The sequence below is a fragment of the Helicobacter bilis genome (assembly GCF_900198365.1).
Taxonomy (GTDB): Bacteria; Campylobacterota; Campylobacteria; order Campylobacterales; family Helicobacteraceae; genus Helicobacter_A; species Helicobacter_A bilis_B.
In genome coordinates, this window is sequence record NZ_FZMS01000004.1 from 1 (window position 1) to 15,777 (window position 15,777).

At 35.2% G+C, this 15,777-nt stretch carries 14 protein-coding genes; 9 read left to right on the plus strand and 5 right to left on the minus strand.

All coding sequences use genetic code 11. From position 1 onward, the window contains the following. Positions 1-90 precede the first annotated feature (90 nt). A complete protein-coding gene (gene rimO, locus C6H08_RS00610; RefSeq protein ID WP_034562846.1) occupies positions 91-1,386 on the minus strand; it encodes a 30S ribosomal protein S12 methylthiotransferase RimO in 1,296 nt (431 codons plus the stop codon). A gap of 438 nt (positions 1,387-1,824) precedes the next feature. Here rimO and C6H08_RS00615 point away from each other — a divergent pair, with 438 nt between their 5' ends. From C6H08_RS00615 to C6H08_RS00625, 3 genes are all read left to right on the plus strand, one after another. Then, the gene (locus tag C6H08_RS00615) at positions 1,825-4,011 is read left to right on the plus strand and encodes a TonB-dependent receptor domain-containing protein (RefSeq protein WP_233708402.1); all 2,187 of its coding nucleotides are present in this window, start codon (positions 1,825-1,827) and stop codon (positions 4,009-4,011) included. 382 nt (positions 4,012-4,393) lie between these two features. Beyond that, a complete protein-coding gene (locus C6H08_RS00620) occupies positions 4,394-5,587 on the plus strand; it encodes an epoxyqueuosine reductase QueH (protein WP_034562844.1) in 1,194 nt (397 codons plus the stop codon). Positions 5,588-5,711: 124 nt separating this feature from the next. Then, positions 5,712-6,575: a hypothetical protein gene (locus C6H08_RS00625; RefSeq protein ID WP_034562841.1), complete on the plus strand. Its 864-nt coding sequence runs from the start codon at positions 5,712-5,714 to the stop codon at positions 6,573-6,575. A gap of 153 nt (positions 6,576-6,728) precedes the next feature. Here the strand turns inward: C6H08_RS00625 and C6H08_RS00630 are convergent, their stop codons facing one another. Then, on the minus strand, positions 6,729-7,268 hold the full coding sequence (locus C6H08_RS00630) for a PAS domain-containing protein (protein ID WP_034562839.1): 540 nt from the start codon (positions 7,266-7,268) through the stop codon (positions 6,729-6,731). Between the two features lie 85 nt (positions 7,269-7,353). Here C6H08_RS00630 and C6H08_RS00635 point away from each other — a divergent pair, with 85 nt between their 5' ends. Both C6H08_RS00635 and C6H08_RS00640 read left to right on the plus strand, forming a co-directional pair. Next, complete coding sequence (locus C6H08_RS00635) at positions 7,354-8,451, plus strand: pseudouridine synthase family protein (protein WP_052092658.1); 1,098 nt, start codon at positions 7,354-7,356, stop codon at positions 8,449-8,451. After that, positions 8,445-8,738: a carbon storage regulator gene (locus tag C6H08_RS00640; protein ID WP_004087647.1), complete on the plus strand. Its 294-nt coding sequence runs from the start codon at positions 8,445-8,447 to the stop codon at positions 8,736-8,738. Before C6H08_RS00635 ends, C6H08_RS00640 begins: the two co-directional genes overlap by 7 nt. Before the next feature lie 323 nt (positions 8,739-9,061). Here C6H08_RS00640 and C6H08_RS00645 read toward each other — a convergent pair whose 3' ends face one another. The 3 genes from C6H08_RS00645 to flhA all read right to left on the minus strand — a co-directional run bounded on the left by C6H08_RS00645 (position 9,062) and on the right by flhA (position 12,365). Further along, positions 9,062-9,610 carry an FkbM family methyltransferase gene (locus tag C6H08_RS00645; protein WP_104686063.1) on the minus strand — a complete coding sequence of 183 codons (549 nt, stop codon included), beginning with the start codon at positions 9,608-9,610 and terminating at the stop codon, positions 9,062-9,064. Positions 9,611-9,632: 22 nt separating this feature from the next. Continuing rightward, positions 9,633-9,989, minus strand: coding sequence for a hypothetical protein (locus C6H08_RS00650; RefSeq protein ID WP_104686064.1), 357 nt, complete (start codon positions 9,987-9,989; stop codon positions 9,633-9,635). Positions 9,990-10,127: 138 nt separating this feature from the next. Further along, complete coding sequence (flhA, locus tag C6H08_RS00655; protein ID WP_034580188.1) at positions 10,128-12,365, minus strand: flagellar biosynthesis protein FlhA; 2,238 nt, start codon at positions 12,363-12,365, stop codon at positions 10,128-10,130. Between the two features lie 227 nt (positions 12,366-12,592). On the opposite strand from flhA, the gene rpsO reads away from it, so the two are divergent. The 4 genes from rpsO (at position 12,593) to C6H08_RS00675 (ending at position 15,777) form a co-directional block, all read left to right on the plus strand. Further along, positions 12,593-12,868, plus strand: a complete 276-nt coding sequence (gene rpsO, locus C6H08_RS00660; RefSeq protein WP_004088133.1) for a 30S ribosomal protein S15 — start codon at positions 12,593-12,595, stop codon at positions 12,866-12,868. A 479-nt stretch (positions 12,869-13,347) separates the two neighbouring features. Further along, on the plus strand, positions 13,348-14,811 hold the full coding sequence (gene ccoN, locus C6H08_RS00665; protein WP_034563558.1) for a cytochrome-c oxidase, cbb3-type subunit I: 1,464 nt from the start codon (positions 13,348-13,350) through the stop codon (positions 14,809-14,811). Between the two features lie 9 nt (positions 14,812-14,820). Then, positions 14,821-15,519, plus strand: a complete 699-nt coding sequence (gene ccoO / locus C6H08_RS00670; RefSeq protein ID WP_005219052.1) for a cytochrome-c oxidase, cbb3-type subunit II — start codon at positions 14,821-14,823, stop codon at positions 15,517-15,519. 24 nt (positions 15,520-15,543) lie between these two features. Beyond that, positions 15,544-15,777, plus strand: coding sequence for a cytochrome c oxidase, cbb3-type, CcoQ subunit (locus C6H08_RS00675; RefSeq protein ID WP_005219054.1), 234 nt, complete (start codon positions 15,544-15,546; stop codon positions 15,775-15,777).

The following is a 15,777-nucleotide window of genomic DNA, read 5'->3' on the forward strand; positions in this document are numbered from 1 at the left end:
TTTTATTAAGTTAGGCGTTTTTTCAATTGCACAACAAACTAAAAAGTCTAATATATAGTTGGGCTTGGGCTATTAACAATTGCTATCGTATCACTCAAAGCGATTTTTTATACTACCAATTAGGATATTATCCTTTGTTTGTGTGATATGCACATTATAGTAGCCCGGTCCGCTATATTCACCATCATTTATGAGAATCTCACCATCAATATCCTTTGCCCATCTCATATCTCTTGCACTATAAAAATGTGGGCTCAACATGCTTTTACCCTCAATAATGCAGGGGATATGTGTATCTAGCATGGCAGAAAAATGTTGCTTATCAATCTTTGCTAGAATCTTTTTTACTTTATTAATGCGTTGTGTGCGTATCTTTCGCGGGATTTCTTCTAGCTTTCCAGCTTTTGTGTCCTCTTCCTTTGAGTATTCAAACACATTTAGCCTATCAAAGCGAAAAGATTCTAAAAACTCACAAAGAGCGTTAAAATCATCTTCAGTTTCTGTTGGATAGCCTACAATCACACTGCTACGCACAAAGCTATTTGAGATTTTTTTCATATATTCAAGTAGTTTTATCATGTCTTTATGGCTTCTTTGCATGTGTGAAAGCACGGATTTTGCACTATGTTGTATTGGCATGTCATAATAGTTTTGAAATATTTGTGAGTTTGCAATGCCATCTAACAACTCTATATCTGTGGAGCTTGGATATAGATACAGGATCCTCGCACTCTTAATCGCCCCTTGTGCGTCTATGGCATTAATGAGTTTTAAAAGCCCATCATTCACACCTTTATCACGCAAAAATGAGCTTGTATCTTGTGCGATAAAGCTTATATCCTTATAGCCCTCTTTTGCTAGAGATTCCACTTCATTCAGTATGGAATCTATGCTTCTGCTTTGTAGCTTACCCTTAAAGTTAGGGATAGCACAAAATGAGCATTGCTGATTGCAACCTTCGCTGATTTTCACATAAGCATGGATTTGTGAGCCTGTAACCACTCGCTTTTCATCTTTTTGGAGATATACGCTATCATTTATTACGCCCTTTTTGTCTTTGATCATCGTATCTATTTTGTCATAATCGCTTACACCCGTGAGAATGTCAATCTCTGGAATCATCTCTTTAATCTCTTTTGCATAGCGTGCTACAAGACAGCCACTAGCCACTAGCAATGCCCCCTTTTTACGCCCCTCTAATGCTTCAAATATATGCCCTAAACTCTCTTTTTTTGCCGCTTCTATAAATCCGCAAGTATTGATTATAATCACATCGGCACTGCCTAAATCCTGCGTGATCTCATAATCTTGCAATTTACCTAGCATAACTTCAGAATCTACAAGATTCTTAGAACACCCAAGTGAGACTACATGGAGTTTTTTCATAATTGCTATTCCTTTTATATCAGCTTGTTTTGTCTATTTATCGTATAAAGTAAAGAAGAGTTTATAGCAAAACTTTATGAGATATGGCAAATATGAATGGCTTATGTAGCGACTCTATGCTTCGTTTATAGAATCTATTTTGCCATATAATCAATAGCTAAAAAATTAAACTCAATTTCAGAGTCTTTAATATAGCCTTTTAAATTTTTAGATTCTACACAGTGCAAATAACATGATCCTAGAATTTGGATTCAAAATCATGTATCACCTGCATTCAACTAAAATATATATAATAATAGTAATGGATATTATATTTTATATAATAATAAAATTTTATGCTATTATTATAATTAAATTTTGGTGTAAATACCTAAACATTGCTTGGCGTATAAAGCTGTATTTTTGTGTAAATGTCATAAAACTTGAAAGGGTAATTCAATGATGAAACATAAGGGAATATTTGGAATCTTTTTAACCTGTGCTTGGCTCAATGTTGCGTATGCGATAAACACAGAGGATAACAACATTTTTAATAAAGAGAAATCATCTGCAAAAAGCTATAAATTAAACAAAGTGATTGCCACTGTTAGCACAGCCACCGGTTTTGAACAAGAACTAAAGAATGCTCCAGCGTCCATGTCTATTATAACTAATAAAGACTTGCAAGGTCGTCCCATTCGTGATTTAGGCGATGCAATCTCACAAATACCCGGAGTTAGCATTGATGCAGGGGCAACAAATACTGGCGGATACTCTGTGTCTATACGCGGTATGCCAAGTAGCTATACATTATTCCTTGTTGATGGCACAAGGCAGGATGTAAGCAGTGAAGCATTTCCAAACTTTAGCTTTTCTCAAGGCTCATTTATGCCGCCTATTAGTGCAATTGATAAAATTGAAGTGATAAGAGGTCCTGCATCAGTAATTTATGGCAGTGATGCTATTGGCGGCGTTGTTAATGTTATCTTGAAAAGACACTTTGAAAAATGGGTGGGTAATGCAACCATAGAAACGACACTCCAAGAGAAAAATAATTTTGGGCATGTTGCAGGCGTTATGTTATTTAGTGCGGGTCCGCTTGATTCTGCAAAGAAGTGGTCTTTGCAAATTAGGGCAAAAGAATCCTATCAGTTTGCACCAAAAACTTTTGTTGTGCCTATACCAAATAGTCAAACAACACTCACAGGCAATAGCTCAATCATTGGTGCAGGTGAGAATAATCAAGCACAAGTTGGCACAAGGCTTGGCTACACTATGAATGAAAATAATTACTTTTATGTTGATGCAGCACATTTTAATCAATGGTATGATCCAAATGTATTTGAAAATTCATTTTTTACACGCAATAATTTGATTGCACGACACCAAGGCAGTTATGGAGAAAAGGGGCTTATACGCACAGATTCTAATATGCAATATAATTCCATGTATAATCAAACTAGAAATCGTCTAGCACAAGATGTCATACTAGAACATAGGACAATTTTTCCATTTTGGCGTATGAAGATTATAGCAGGAGCTCAATATGTGTATAATAGTGTTGCAGCGCTCAATGGCACTGCATTTGGCGGAGATACACCATCGCTTATAGATAGACATACACTAAGTATTTATGCTGAAGATGAATATATGATACTCGATGATTTAATATTGACATTTGGCGGACGAATGAATGTCAATTCTGCATTCGGGTTTAATTTCTCTCCAAGAGCATATCTCATTTACCATGCGATAGAAAATGAAACATTTGGCGATCTCACTATTAAGGGTGGCGTATCTACAGGTTACAAAATGCCAACTATTACAAATGTAACACCCGGGTGGAGTTCTAGCACAGGAAGAGGTGCTATTAGGGTATATGGAAATCCAGATTTAAAGCCAGAATCTTCTATTAACTATGAACTTGCGGTTATGCATGACACAGATTATAGCGATATATCTGCTACCGCTTTTTTTACTCAATTTTATGACAAAATTGCAAGTTATGCGGTTGCAAAAGATGGGAGTTTGCCTGCAGGATTCACATGTGAGGCTAACTGGGCTAGGGCTAATGGTGATATAAGTCCATCATGTCAAAGCTATTATAATGTTGATAGTGCAATAAGCTATGGAATAGAGCTTGCCTTGCAATTAAAACCGATTGATATAGTGTATGGTGATATTGGTGCTACATTGTCATACACTTGGAATAAAAATGAAGCTACTTCTGGAAATAGCAAAGGCTTACCACTTACAGGGATACCCGAGCACACACTAAATATGGCGATAAATTATAACTACAATGATATATTTGGTGCATTTTTACGCGGTGAATTTCGTGCAAATCAACTTCGCATGAATGTATTAGGCAGAACGAGTTCTAAAGATGCGCTAGAAACTTTCTATAATAATAATCCGGGCTTAAGCATATATTATAAACCATATTTTCTTTTGCATCTAGGCGGCAATTATAATATCACTAATAATCTAAGGCTTAATTTTGGAATCTATAATCTTTTGGATCATAACTTTATTGATTATTATCTTGCTAAAAGTAGTTCTAATGGAGCAACTACTGCTTATAACAACTATGCAACAATTTATGAAGGTAGAAGATATTATATTTCTGTAAGTATGGATTTTTAACTGAGTATGATTTTATTTTGCAATATCACTATCACATACTAGAAAATAAAATAAGGGATAACATGCAGATATGTGAAAGATGATTGCAGATAGCATTACAGAATCTTAAATAAAACAAAAAAGTCGTTTCAATGTGCATTTGGTTTGCATACACATTGCTTTAAACTAAATTTCAGAATCCTTATATAACTTTTTAAGCTTTTAGATTCTATAATTCGTGTTTTTATTTTCATAGACTTAATCCCCTACATATTTTAATCATAATAAAGAAGGTAATATGGAAACTTTAGATATTGTGTTAGTGATATTTTTATTGCTGGTTGTTATTGTCGGTTTGGGTGGTTATATTTTCTTTGCGTATAAGAATAAATAAGGAGCAATAATGTTAGTGCATATATGTTGTAGTGTCGATAGTCATTATTTTCTAAGTGAGCTTCATAAAGCATATCCAGATGAGAATCTAGTGGGCTTTTTCTATAATCCTAATATTCACCCAAAAGAAGAGCATGATTTGCGATTGCAAGATGTAAGGCGAAGTTGCAATATGCTTAATATCAAGCTTATAGAGGGTGAGTACAATACGCAAGTGTGGTTTGAAAATGTAAAGGGTTTAGAAGATGAGCCAGAAAAGGGGGATAGGTGTAATGTATGCTTTGATACAAGGCTTGTAAAGACTGCACAACTTGCAAAAGAAATGCAGATTCAAAAATTTACCACAACGCTTTTAAGTAGCCCTATGAAAGAACAGCAAGTCCTTTATAAGCAGGGCGATATAATTGCGGCAAAAAATGATTTAGAATTTATTAAGATAAATGTTAGGGCAAATGGCGGGGTTAATAAGCAAAATGAACTCGCAAAAGAAGATAAACTTTATAGGCAGAATTATTGTGGTTGTCAGTTTGCCCTAAAACAGCAGAGAAGCAAACAAGATAAAGTTGTATTTGAGATGATGAGTAATGTTAGCGGACAGATTATGCCAGCAAGCAATGAATACAGAAAGCTAACATTTAATCAAAGGGATATACTAGAAAAAGAGGGAAAAGGCTATGTTTTAACACAGCAAGAAAACCTTGTATGGCGACTTTTACTCGGCAGAGTTTGGCATAAAAAAGAGGTTATCCCATCATACATTATTGCAAGATCTAACTCAAAAAAGAAAGCAAAAAGCAGTAAAATAACATGGGCAAAACCAAAGATTGAATGCTTTTATCAAATCTTTCAAACACAATTAAAAGACCTTTCAAACAAAGAAAAAGTTAGCTTTTTAACCCAAAAAGAAGAGCGATATAAGCTAGATTCTAAGCTACTCATTGGCTTTTCACAAAAAGATGACAGCATGTTTATAGACATAAATACTTTGAATTTTTTCTTTAACACAGAATATAAAGATGTAGCCAACATGATAAAAAATCCGCCAAAATACACACAGGAAATGCACTTAAGATATGGTTTGTGCGGTATGGAGAGTATGAATCCTATCGTTATCCTTGATACGCAGATTCCATACGATATTACTTTAGAGATACAAAGTGTATTTCAAAATGAGCGTAATTTTGTAGTATTTGAAGAAATGTGATATTTTTGTATCAAAATGCTACAACTATAAGATTTTATGTGTATAAACTTAATTTTGCGCTATTGCTTTCGTGTTATAATCCGATTTTACACTTTTACATAAAAAATATTGAATGAGGAATAATATGGCAAGCGCGGATATGTATAATCTCAATCCACAAGATATCACACATGATTTTCAAGCAGTCCCGCAGGATACTGACTTTTATGCTGAGATTGATGAAAAATTTATCGCCCCATTACTCTCTGGGAGTGCATATCATGTCGCTATAAAAGAGTTTAATCCACTTGCAAAAAGCCCGCTTTTAACGCGTTATAATGAGTTTGGATTGACGCAAGAACTTCAAAAAGGCTATCGCAATGAATACAATATTGTATTTTATCCTTATGTTGTAAGTTTTGATTTTCATTACAATAATGTATATTTGGATAATCTTCGCACACTTTTTGCACAGCTTTCAAACAAAACTTATTGTTCTAACGAAACCATACAGAATCTAAAAGATTTGCGTCATTTTGATATGTCATGTGTGGCATTTGGCGATTTTGATTTAGAGTATATAGAACGCGAAGGCTGGTATGGAATTAAACATTTTTACCTTGATAATTTTCAAGCCATACCACTTGAATACTCCCGCTTACTCGCACAAAAATTGCATCGCCTTTCATCTTATTTGTATTTTTCTTTCACAGATTCTACACAAGAGCATATTGTTGGCGTGTATTCAGATTTTAGGGATTATAGCCTTGAGTGTTATAATACACAAATGGAAAGAAAGATTAGCCGCTTACTCGCAAATACAAAACGCACAACCTTTGCAACCTATCAAGTTGAGCCACTAAGCCCGATGGCTTTATCATATCGTTTGCGATCATTCTTCCTTGTGCGTGAGAAGGCAGAAGAAAATAGCTATGCTTTCATTATATTTCTAAGTGAAGAAGAGATAAGCCGCATTACAAATATCCGTGCGTATGCTAAGGCAGAGTAATTTTCTTTCGCTATAAATGAATATTTAGATTCTAAAGATAATTTTACTCACTTGTGCTTTGATGATAAATTAAAGTAGAAGCTAAACAATCACAGATTCAATAAAAACACATAGAAAAATAGGGATTATAAGCTATCACGAAAAATGCTAACTTTATCCCACACCACCATCATGCTGCATGGTGATAAAAAAGAGTTGGTGTGTCATCTTTAGCTGTTCTAGCGTTGCTACTAACGCTGCATAACTTGCATCCATGTCATTTTTACCTTTCTCTTTTGCATTTTTTTCAATGTTAGTGAGATTTGTATAGAGTTCGCGTATAGTCGGCAGGGCTTGTAGATTTGGCTTTCTACGCACGGAATAATAGCCAATAATTTCGCCATTTGCATTAAATGATGGTGTTACATTGGCATAAACCCAGTATTCTAGCCCCTCTTTGTTTCTATTAAGCACAAAGGCATTAATCTCTTTGCCACTTTTTATCGTATCCCATAATACTTTGAAAATAATGCGTGGCATGAGTGGATGTCGTATGATATTGTGATTATGCCCGATGAGTTCTTCTTCATCATAACCGCTAAATGCTATAAAATCAAAATTCGCATAGGTGATATAACCGCGTAAATCCGTTTTTGAAGTGATAAGACTGCTTTCATGTAAAATAAGCTCATTACCATTTCTCTCTATTTCCAAAGTCTATCCTTTTTGTTTTATTTAGATAATTATAACGAATATGAAGTAAAATATACCTTACAACTCTATTTAATAAGGGCTATTTTTGCAAGATACAATGCCGCAAAACTTTTTTGCAATCGCTTCTAAACCACCAAATATTTCAAGTCTTAGTTTTGCCAATATGCTTAAAAAAGGTTTGAAAGGGCTGGGCTATCCTGTTAAAAAGATAGGATTCTCTGGCACACTTGACCCATTTGCACATGGTATGCTAATACTTGGTATTAATAACTACACAAAGCTATTATCGCATATTAAGAAAGACTATAAGACATATAAGGCTGTGTTATTTTTAGGTTTAGAGAGTAAAAGCCTTGATATTGAAAATATCGTATGCCTTCATAAAATACAACCATATAGCCATGAAGAGATAGAAAAAGCAATACAAAACATGCAAGGCAATATATCCTATAAACCACCAAAATTTAGTGCAAAGCATATTAATGGTGTGCGTGCTTATGAGCTTATGAGAAAGGGTATAGACTTTGATATAAGCACAATTACAACAGACATAAAGTATATAAAGATTCTAAACTATTCACATCCTTTTTTAAGCTTTGAAGTATGTGTGAGTGAGGGTGGATATATCCGCAGTATAGGGGAGATTATCGCTAAGAATCTGGGTATATGTGGGAGTTTATGTAGCTTAGAGAGAGTGCAAGAGGGAGAGTGGAATTATAAAAATATGCTTAAAGATTCTATGACGCATAAACAAAATAATGTTTTAGGGTGCATAGAAGTGCCATTGCAAATACAAGGGATACGCCAAAATGCAAAAGTTATAATTTTAAATATAAAAAATGCCTTAAAATATGATACAATTCAGCTTACAGAATATGCAAAAATCGCATATAATGGTGCAAAGTTTATACTTAATCCCTCTTTGTGTGCAAAGATTTTTAGTGATATGGTGTGTGTAGCAGATTCTAAGAAAGATTCTAAACAACACACGCAGCAATCGCAAAATATACAAGCAACTCATTTAGAATCAGGGTGTCATAACAAGGAAGTTTGCCCAGATACCATGTGTAAAGATTCTGTAAGCAAGATATTGCTTGCAGATTTTGACACACATTTTGGAATCATTGAAGTATTTCAAGATGGCAAGGTAAAATATATTTTAAATAGGATTGATAAATGTTGATTTTGTCCAGAAAACAAGAAGAGAGTGTCGTTATTGGAAATGATATTATTCTCAAGGTGGTAAGCATTGATAAAGGTAGCGTGAAGCTAGGGTTTGAAGCACCACCAAAAACACTTATTTTGCGTGCAGAACTCACTGAAGCCATCAAAAGCGAAAACACAAAAGCTACAAGTGATTCTGTAAGTATGGATATGCTAGATGCACTTGGTATGCAATTGAAACTCAAAAGATCAAAAGAAATGAATGCAAAAGATAAGTTTAAAAAAGAGCAAAATGGTAAGAAGTAGGGCTTTTAAAGTGAATTTGGGTGAAGTCGTGGAATCTATCTTATTTTCATGTTTGTAAATATATGTGGAATGTCTTTTCTGGTTGTTCATATTGGTTGGTTATTTCATTGTGTAGCACAACATGGATTAGATATTTAATGTAAAAAATATTTAATCCGACATTTATAATTTTACAACAATAATATGAAGTCATTTGTTTTTTATAGTATACAAAGCTAATATTTAAGCACATCTAGCTCTGCATTGTATGCCATCGTGTTGCTAACAAAAACATATTATTGTGTTTCACATGTCTCATGTGTTTGTCCTATAGTAAAAGATTATTAAAATGAAATTGGAATATTTGGCAATTTCTCACCATTTGGATAATCAAGATTTGGTATATCACCACATTCATTTAGCAAGGTAAAATCTCTTGGTAATACATCTTTTCTTGCATAACTCACTTCAAATAAGCTTGAAATAAAACGATCCTTGACATAAAAATTATGTCCATATGGATTAAAGTGTAAATGTATTGGTTGAAAGGCATGATGAAACCTTTCTAGTATGGCTACATGTCGTTCTGTTTGCAATGAGGCTCTAGGATCACAATCATGGAATTCTAAAATAATTTGTGAAAAATATTTTTCAAGTATGCTAAAATCAAGCCTTTCAAAAATCTCCCATTCCGCCCCTTCAATATCTATTTGCAATATATTATGATCTTTTTCATTGAAGCTATATTGCTGCATAATGTCATCAAAAGTTATTGTTTGATGATCTCTTGTCGCTCCAACAAATTTTTTATGAAAAATCATGTTTTTATGTGTATCTGGGGCTTTTTCTATGCTCGCATCATATTGCAATACCAGATAGCCCATATTTGCCATTTCTAAATCCCAAGGGGAAAAGTCAGAAACGCCTAGAGAGACTGCCTTTGGTTGTGAGTTTGACAATGGGGGGGGGGGGTAACATCACATATCCACCATCCATTTTGCCACCTATTCGCACAAGATTATCAAGTTTTGCAGGACGCACAGCATTAAGATATTTTTCTGTATTTTCAATGCAAGACTTACGAGAATCTACTGATACCCATAATCCCATTTGAAGCATTGCAAAGAGTAAATCTTTATGTTCTTCATTTTTCACACAAGCTTGTATCGCATGGCTTGTGCTAGTAAGTCTCTGCAAAGCATGCAAACCTTCATTAACACCATTTAATCTTCTTTTCACACCGCCTAATGGACTTAAACGCAATTTTCTCATAAATTCAACTCCGTATTAATTATAAAATAAAGCCTTGTATTATAGCACATATTAAGCTCAAATACTTAGTCTCTAGTGATCCTAAATTCTCATTATCTTGCACCCCTACGCCCTGCACCCGCCCAAATGGTTGAGTTTCTAAAATCCAACTTCAATAGTCCCAAGCACTTCAAATGAAGCATTTGGATCGATTTCAGCGTGGCTTAATACCACGACAGAATCTAGCTTAAATTGCTCTAATTTAATGCTTAAAGGCATGCGTAATTGTGGATCAACCACTAAGATAACAGGCGTGATATTTCTTTGTAAGATTTTCACGCTTTCTTGCTCTACTGCGTCAATTAGCTTTTGCATTTCGCTTGTATTCAGCAGTAAGAATTTTGCACCATGCTGGTCTTTTAGCTTATTTAATAAGAAATGCTCAGAATCTTGAGAGAGTGTAACAAGCTTTATATTACCATCTTCAGATTTAAAGACATTTGTAATAACCCTTGAGAGTTTAGATCTTACTTGCTCCACGATAATTGCAACATCATTTTGCACGCTTGGAGCAATATCTGTGATTGTCTCAAGGATTGTAAGCATATCTTTAATCGGTATGCCCTCATGCAACAAGGCTTGTAGCACGCTGCGGATAACGCTGGAAGGCACTTTCTTTGCCTCTTCGATTGCGGCTGGATACTCTTCTTCAAGTCTATCCATAAGTTTTTTAACTTCATCTTTTGTGATAAACTCTTCAGCGTATTTTTTCACAAGCTCACTCATGTGAGTTGCAATAACCGTTGATGGATCAATAACCGTGTAGCCTTGAATAATCGCGTCTTCTTTTAAATTCGCATCAATCCACATAGCATCAAGCCCAAAGGCTGGCTCTTTTGTGGGGATACCATCAATCTCTTTTGCTACCATGCCTGTATTCATAGCAAGGAATTTATCTGGCATCACTTCACCGCTACCAATTTCAATACCTTTTAAGAAAAATTGATAAGTTGTAGGTCCAATGCCCGGGTCATCTGTCATACGGATTTGAGGCATTAAAAAGCCATAGTCTCTTGCTATCTTTTTTCGGATTCCACGCACTCTCTCTAGTAAATCTCCGCCTTGATCCACTGCGGCAAGACGGATTAAATGATAGCCTAAATGTAACTCTAAAAATTCTACTTTTAGCACTTCATTAATGGCTTTTTCTTCTTCTTTTTTGATTTCTTCTTGTGTTTTTGGTGGTCGTTTTGGTGCTGGTTCTTGTATCGGCACTTTTTCCCCGCTTGCTTGTGCTGCCTTTTTTGCAACTTGTTTTTCTTTTGCTTTTTTATTGCCAAAACCGCCTATTAATTGATTGAATTTCGCAAATACAGAATCTTCATTATCCCTACTAATAAGCCATGCAGCAAACCAAAACACAGCACCAACAAATGCAAGTGGTAAGGTAGGAAAGCTTGGGGCAAGTGAGAATATAAAGAGAATAAAGCCTACAATAATGAGTGTTTTTGATTTGTCTGTTAATTGCTTTACAAGATTGTTTGCAAAGTTTTCTTCTTCACCTTTTGTAGTCCGTGTCGCTACGATACCTGTGGCAGTAGCTACAATTAGGGCTGGGATTTGTCCCACTAGACCATCACCGATAGTAAGAATGGTAAATACTTTTGCCGCTTCTGCCATTGTCATATCATTTTGAAATACGCCTATACAAAATCCACCGATAATATTAATGATAGTAATGATAATAGCAGCGATAGCATCGCCCTTTACAAACTTACTCGCACCATCCATTGCACCATAAAAGTCGGCTTCTTGCGCTAAACTTTCACGCCTTTGCTTTGCTTCTTTCTCATCAATTAGCCCTGCATTCATATCCGCATCAATTGCCATTTGCTTACCGGGCATCGCATCAAGGGCAAAACGCGCTCTAACTTCTGTTACACGCGTTGAACCATTTGTGATAACAAGAAGATTCACTATAATAAGAATCACAAAGATGATAACACCAATGGTATAGCTACCACTTGCTACAAACTCGCCAAATGCTTCTACAATGCGACTCACATGTGCTGCACCATTGCTACCCTCGCTAAGAATCATACGCGTTGTAGCTACATTTAGGGCGAGTCGATACGCCGTTACAAATAAAAGCAGGGTTGGAAAAGTAGAAAAATCCATAGGTTTATTAATGTAAAGTGCGATTAAGATAATAAGAATAGATAGGGCAATAGAAATGGTTAGTAATAAATCAAGCATAGGTGCTGGTAGTGGCACAATGATGACTGCTAGAATCATCACTACAAACACCACAACACCAAGATCCTTTGACTTCCCAATAAGCTTTAGAAACGGAAAAGCTCGTTGTAGAATACCACCATTTTGTTCTTTGTCTGCCATAATAATTTTTACCTTAAATTCCTGTTTCTTGTCATATTGATCCTTTAAAAAGGCGAACTACCTTATAAATCCATAGCTGGATATTCCACTTCCTCAGCATAAACAAGTTATTTTAGAATCTAGTTTCCTTTAAGTTTTTAGAAATAAATTGCATATTTTACCAAAAATATTGAAAAATATGTTAAAATCCAATCTTTAATTTCATTTTACCATTTATGGAGGTCATCATGGCTACTGAATTGGCAAATAAGCAAGAGATTATCTCACAATTTGCTAGAGATTCTAAGGATACAGGCTCAAGTGAAGTGCAGATCGCACTTTTAACACATAGGATTGCAAATCTCACACAGCATTTAAAAAGCAATCCAAAAGACCACTCAAGTAGATTGGGACTTTTAAAGCTTGTTGGACAAAGAAAAAGTTTGCTGAAGTATTTAAAGAAAAATAAATATGAAAGCTACATTAAAACTATTAAGGCGTTGAATATTAAAGATAAGGTGTAATCGCATATTATCTTAATCACGACTTATGACTACAAGCTAGATTCTAATGTTTTTTTTGAGATCATTGCAGGACATTTGAAAAGCAAATCTTCTTGGGATAACAGAATCTAGCACATCTTGCTACATTAAGCTTTTACTCGATTTTTAAGTTTTGCTGTTTATTTTTATACCTTGTGCAACGTGCAACATAATCTGGATACATTTGGTTTCATCAATTATTATGTGCGTGATTTTAGGATTACCTTTTTGTGTTTTAGATGATAGATTCTAGCTGCATTAGCATGTGGTGTAAAGCAAGTAACTTTATTGCAATAAGTAACACCATGTTATCTTGTAATATTGTGTTTAGGTTATCGCCATGTTAAAAGTCGTTAATTTTTTATTAACCATTTGCCGTATTTAAGCTATTACTAATAAAATGAATACTAAAATTACACTCGTGTTCATGTGACTCAAAATTTTGGAAGAAGGAGACTTGTATGCAAGAGGGCATAAAGCAGTATGACTACTCACTTGCGAAGCTTTTTTTGCTTGTTTGTATAGCAACGGGCTTTCTAGGTATGTTGATAGGTGTGGTTTTGGCATTTCAGTTGGCAGTTCCAGATTTAAACTATATCGCTGGGGAATATTCTATTTTTGGTAGATTGCGACCATTACACACAAATGTGATTATTTATGGTTTTTCATTGAGTGGTATTTGGGCTGGCTGGTATTATTTAGGGCAAAGGGTGCTTAAAATCACATATCATGACCATCCGTTTTTAAAACTTGTTGGTATGTTGCACTTTTTCATGTATCTTGTGGTGCTTGTGCTAGCACTTTATACATTGTTTTCTGGGATTACTCAATCAAAAGAGTATGCAGAGCTTCCATGGATTGTGGATCTTTTGGTTGTAGTTACTTGGGTGCTATGGGGCATGAGTATGTTTGGGTCTATGGCAGTTAGAAGAGAGAAAGTTATCTATATCTCTTTGTGGTATTTCATTGCTACTTTTACTGCTATTTCTGTGCTTTATATCTTTAATAACCTTTCTGTTCCTACACAATTAGTTACAGGTTATGGTAGCTTTTGGCATAGTATATCTATGTATGCGGGGACAAATGATGCACTGATTCAGTGGTGGTGGGGGCATAATGCGGTTGCATTTGTTTTCACTTCTGGTATTATTGGTTTGATTTATTATTTCTTACCAAAGGAATCTGGACAGCCTGTATTCTCATATAAATTAACATTATTTTCATTCTGGAGTTTAATGTTTGTATATATTTGGGCTGGCGGACACCATGTTATTTACTCAACCGTGCCAGATTGGGTGCAAACTCTTGGGTCTGTATTCTCTGTTGTGCTTATTTTACCTTCTTGGGGAACTGCTGTAAATATGCTTTTAACCATGAGAGGGCAGTGGCATCAGCTTAAAGAGTCACCATTAATCAAATTCTTGATTCTAGCATCTACTTGGTATATGCTTGCGACACTTGAGGGTCCGATTCAGTCTATTAAATCAGTTAATGCTTTAGCACACTTTACTGATTGGATTATTGGACATGTGCATGATGCAGCACTTGGCTGGGTTGCTTTCACTATTATTGCTAGTGTGTATCACATGTTGCCTCGTCTTTATGGTAGAGAAATCTATTCTAAAAAGATTATTGAAGCACAATTTTGGATTATGACAATAGGTATTGTATTCTATTTCTCAAGCATGTGGATTGCAGGTATAGTGCAAGGTATGATGTGGAGAGATATTACACCTTTAGGTCAGCTTAAATACTCTTTCATTGATACTGTTGCGGTATTAAAACCATACTTTATTATGAGAGGTATTGGTGGATTGCTATATCTTGTTGGCTTTGTAATGTTTATCTATAATGTTGTAATGACTATGGTGGCTGCTAGAACTCTTAATAAAGAGCCTGAGTATGCTTCACCTATGGCATCTTAAGGAGGCTTTATGTTTGCTTGGTTAGAGAAAAATCCTTTCTTTTTCACAATCGCATTTGTTGTTGTGTTTTCTGTGGCTGGGTTGGTGCAGATTATCCCTGACTTTAGAAAGTCTTCGCAACCTATAGAGGGTTTGCGTCCGCTAACAGTGCTTGAGACTGCTGGGAGACAAGTATATATTAAAGAGGGTTGCTACAACTGCCATTCACAGCTTATCCGTGAGTTTAAAAGCGAAGTAATGCGCTATGGTATGTATAGCCTTAGTGGTGAGTATGCTTATGATAGACCATTCTTGTGGGGTTCTAAGAGAACTGGACCTGATTTGCATAGGATTGGCGATAGAAGCAGTAGCGACTGGCATGCTAATCACATGTATGATCCAAACTCTGTTGTGCCTAAGTCCATTATGCCAGCTTATAAACATTTGTATGATAAGGAAATAGATTTTGACACTGCGTATGCAGAAGCATTAACTCAAAAGAAAGTCTTTAATGTGCCTTATGATGTTGAGGGCTTAAAGACTAGCGTTAAGCTTGGGACTATAGAAGAGGCAAAAGAGCAATTTAAGACTGATGCAGCACAGATTGTAGAAGAGATGAAGCATAGTCAAACCGCTCAAATGTTTGATGATGGCAATGGTAAGATTACTGAGATTGTCGCACTCATTGCCTATCTTAATAGTTTAGGTTCAAGTAGAATTGTTAAATAGATTGGAATCTAAAAGGAGATTTGTATGAGTCTTGTAATATATGGTTTTGATTTATTGAGTTTAAAGGGGGCTTATTTGCTCTCTACTATTTTTCTAGCAGTTTGGCTATATGCTTACATTTATCATCTTTATCGCTCTCAAGCGACTGGAAAAATAGATTATGAAAAGTATGGCAAACTTGCACTTCAAGATTCTTTAGACGATGCGTTAATAGAATCTTGTGATGACAAAAACAACAAGACAGCAGAAAGGAGATAA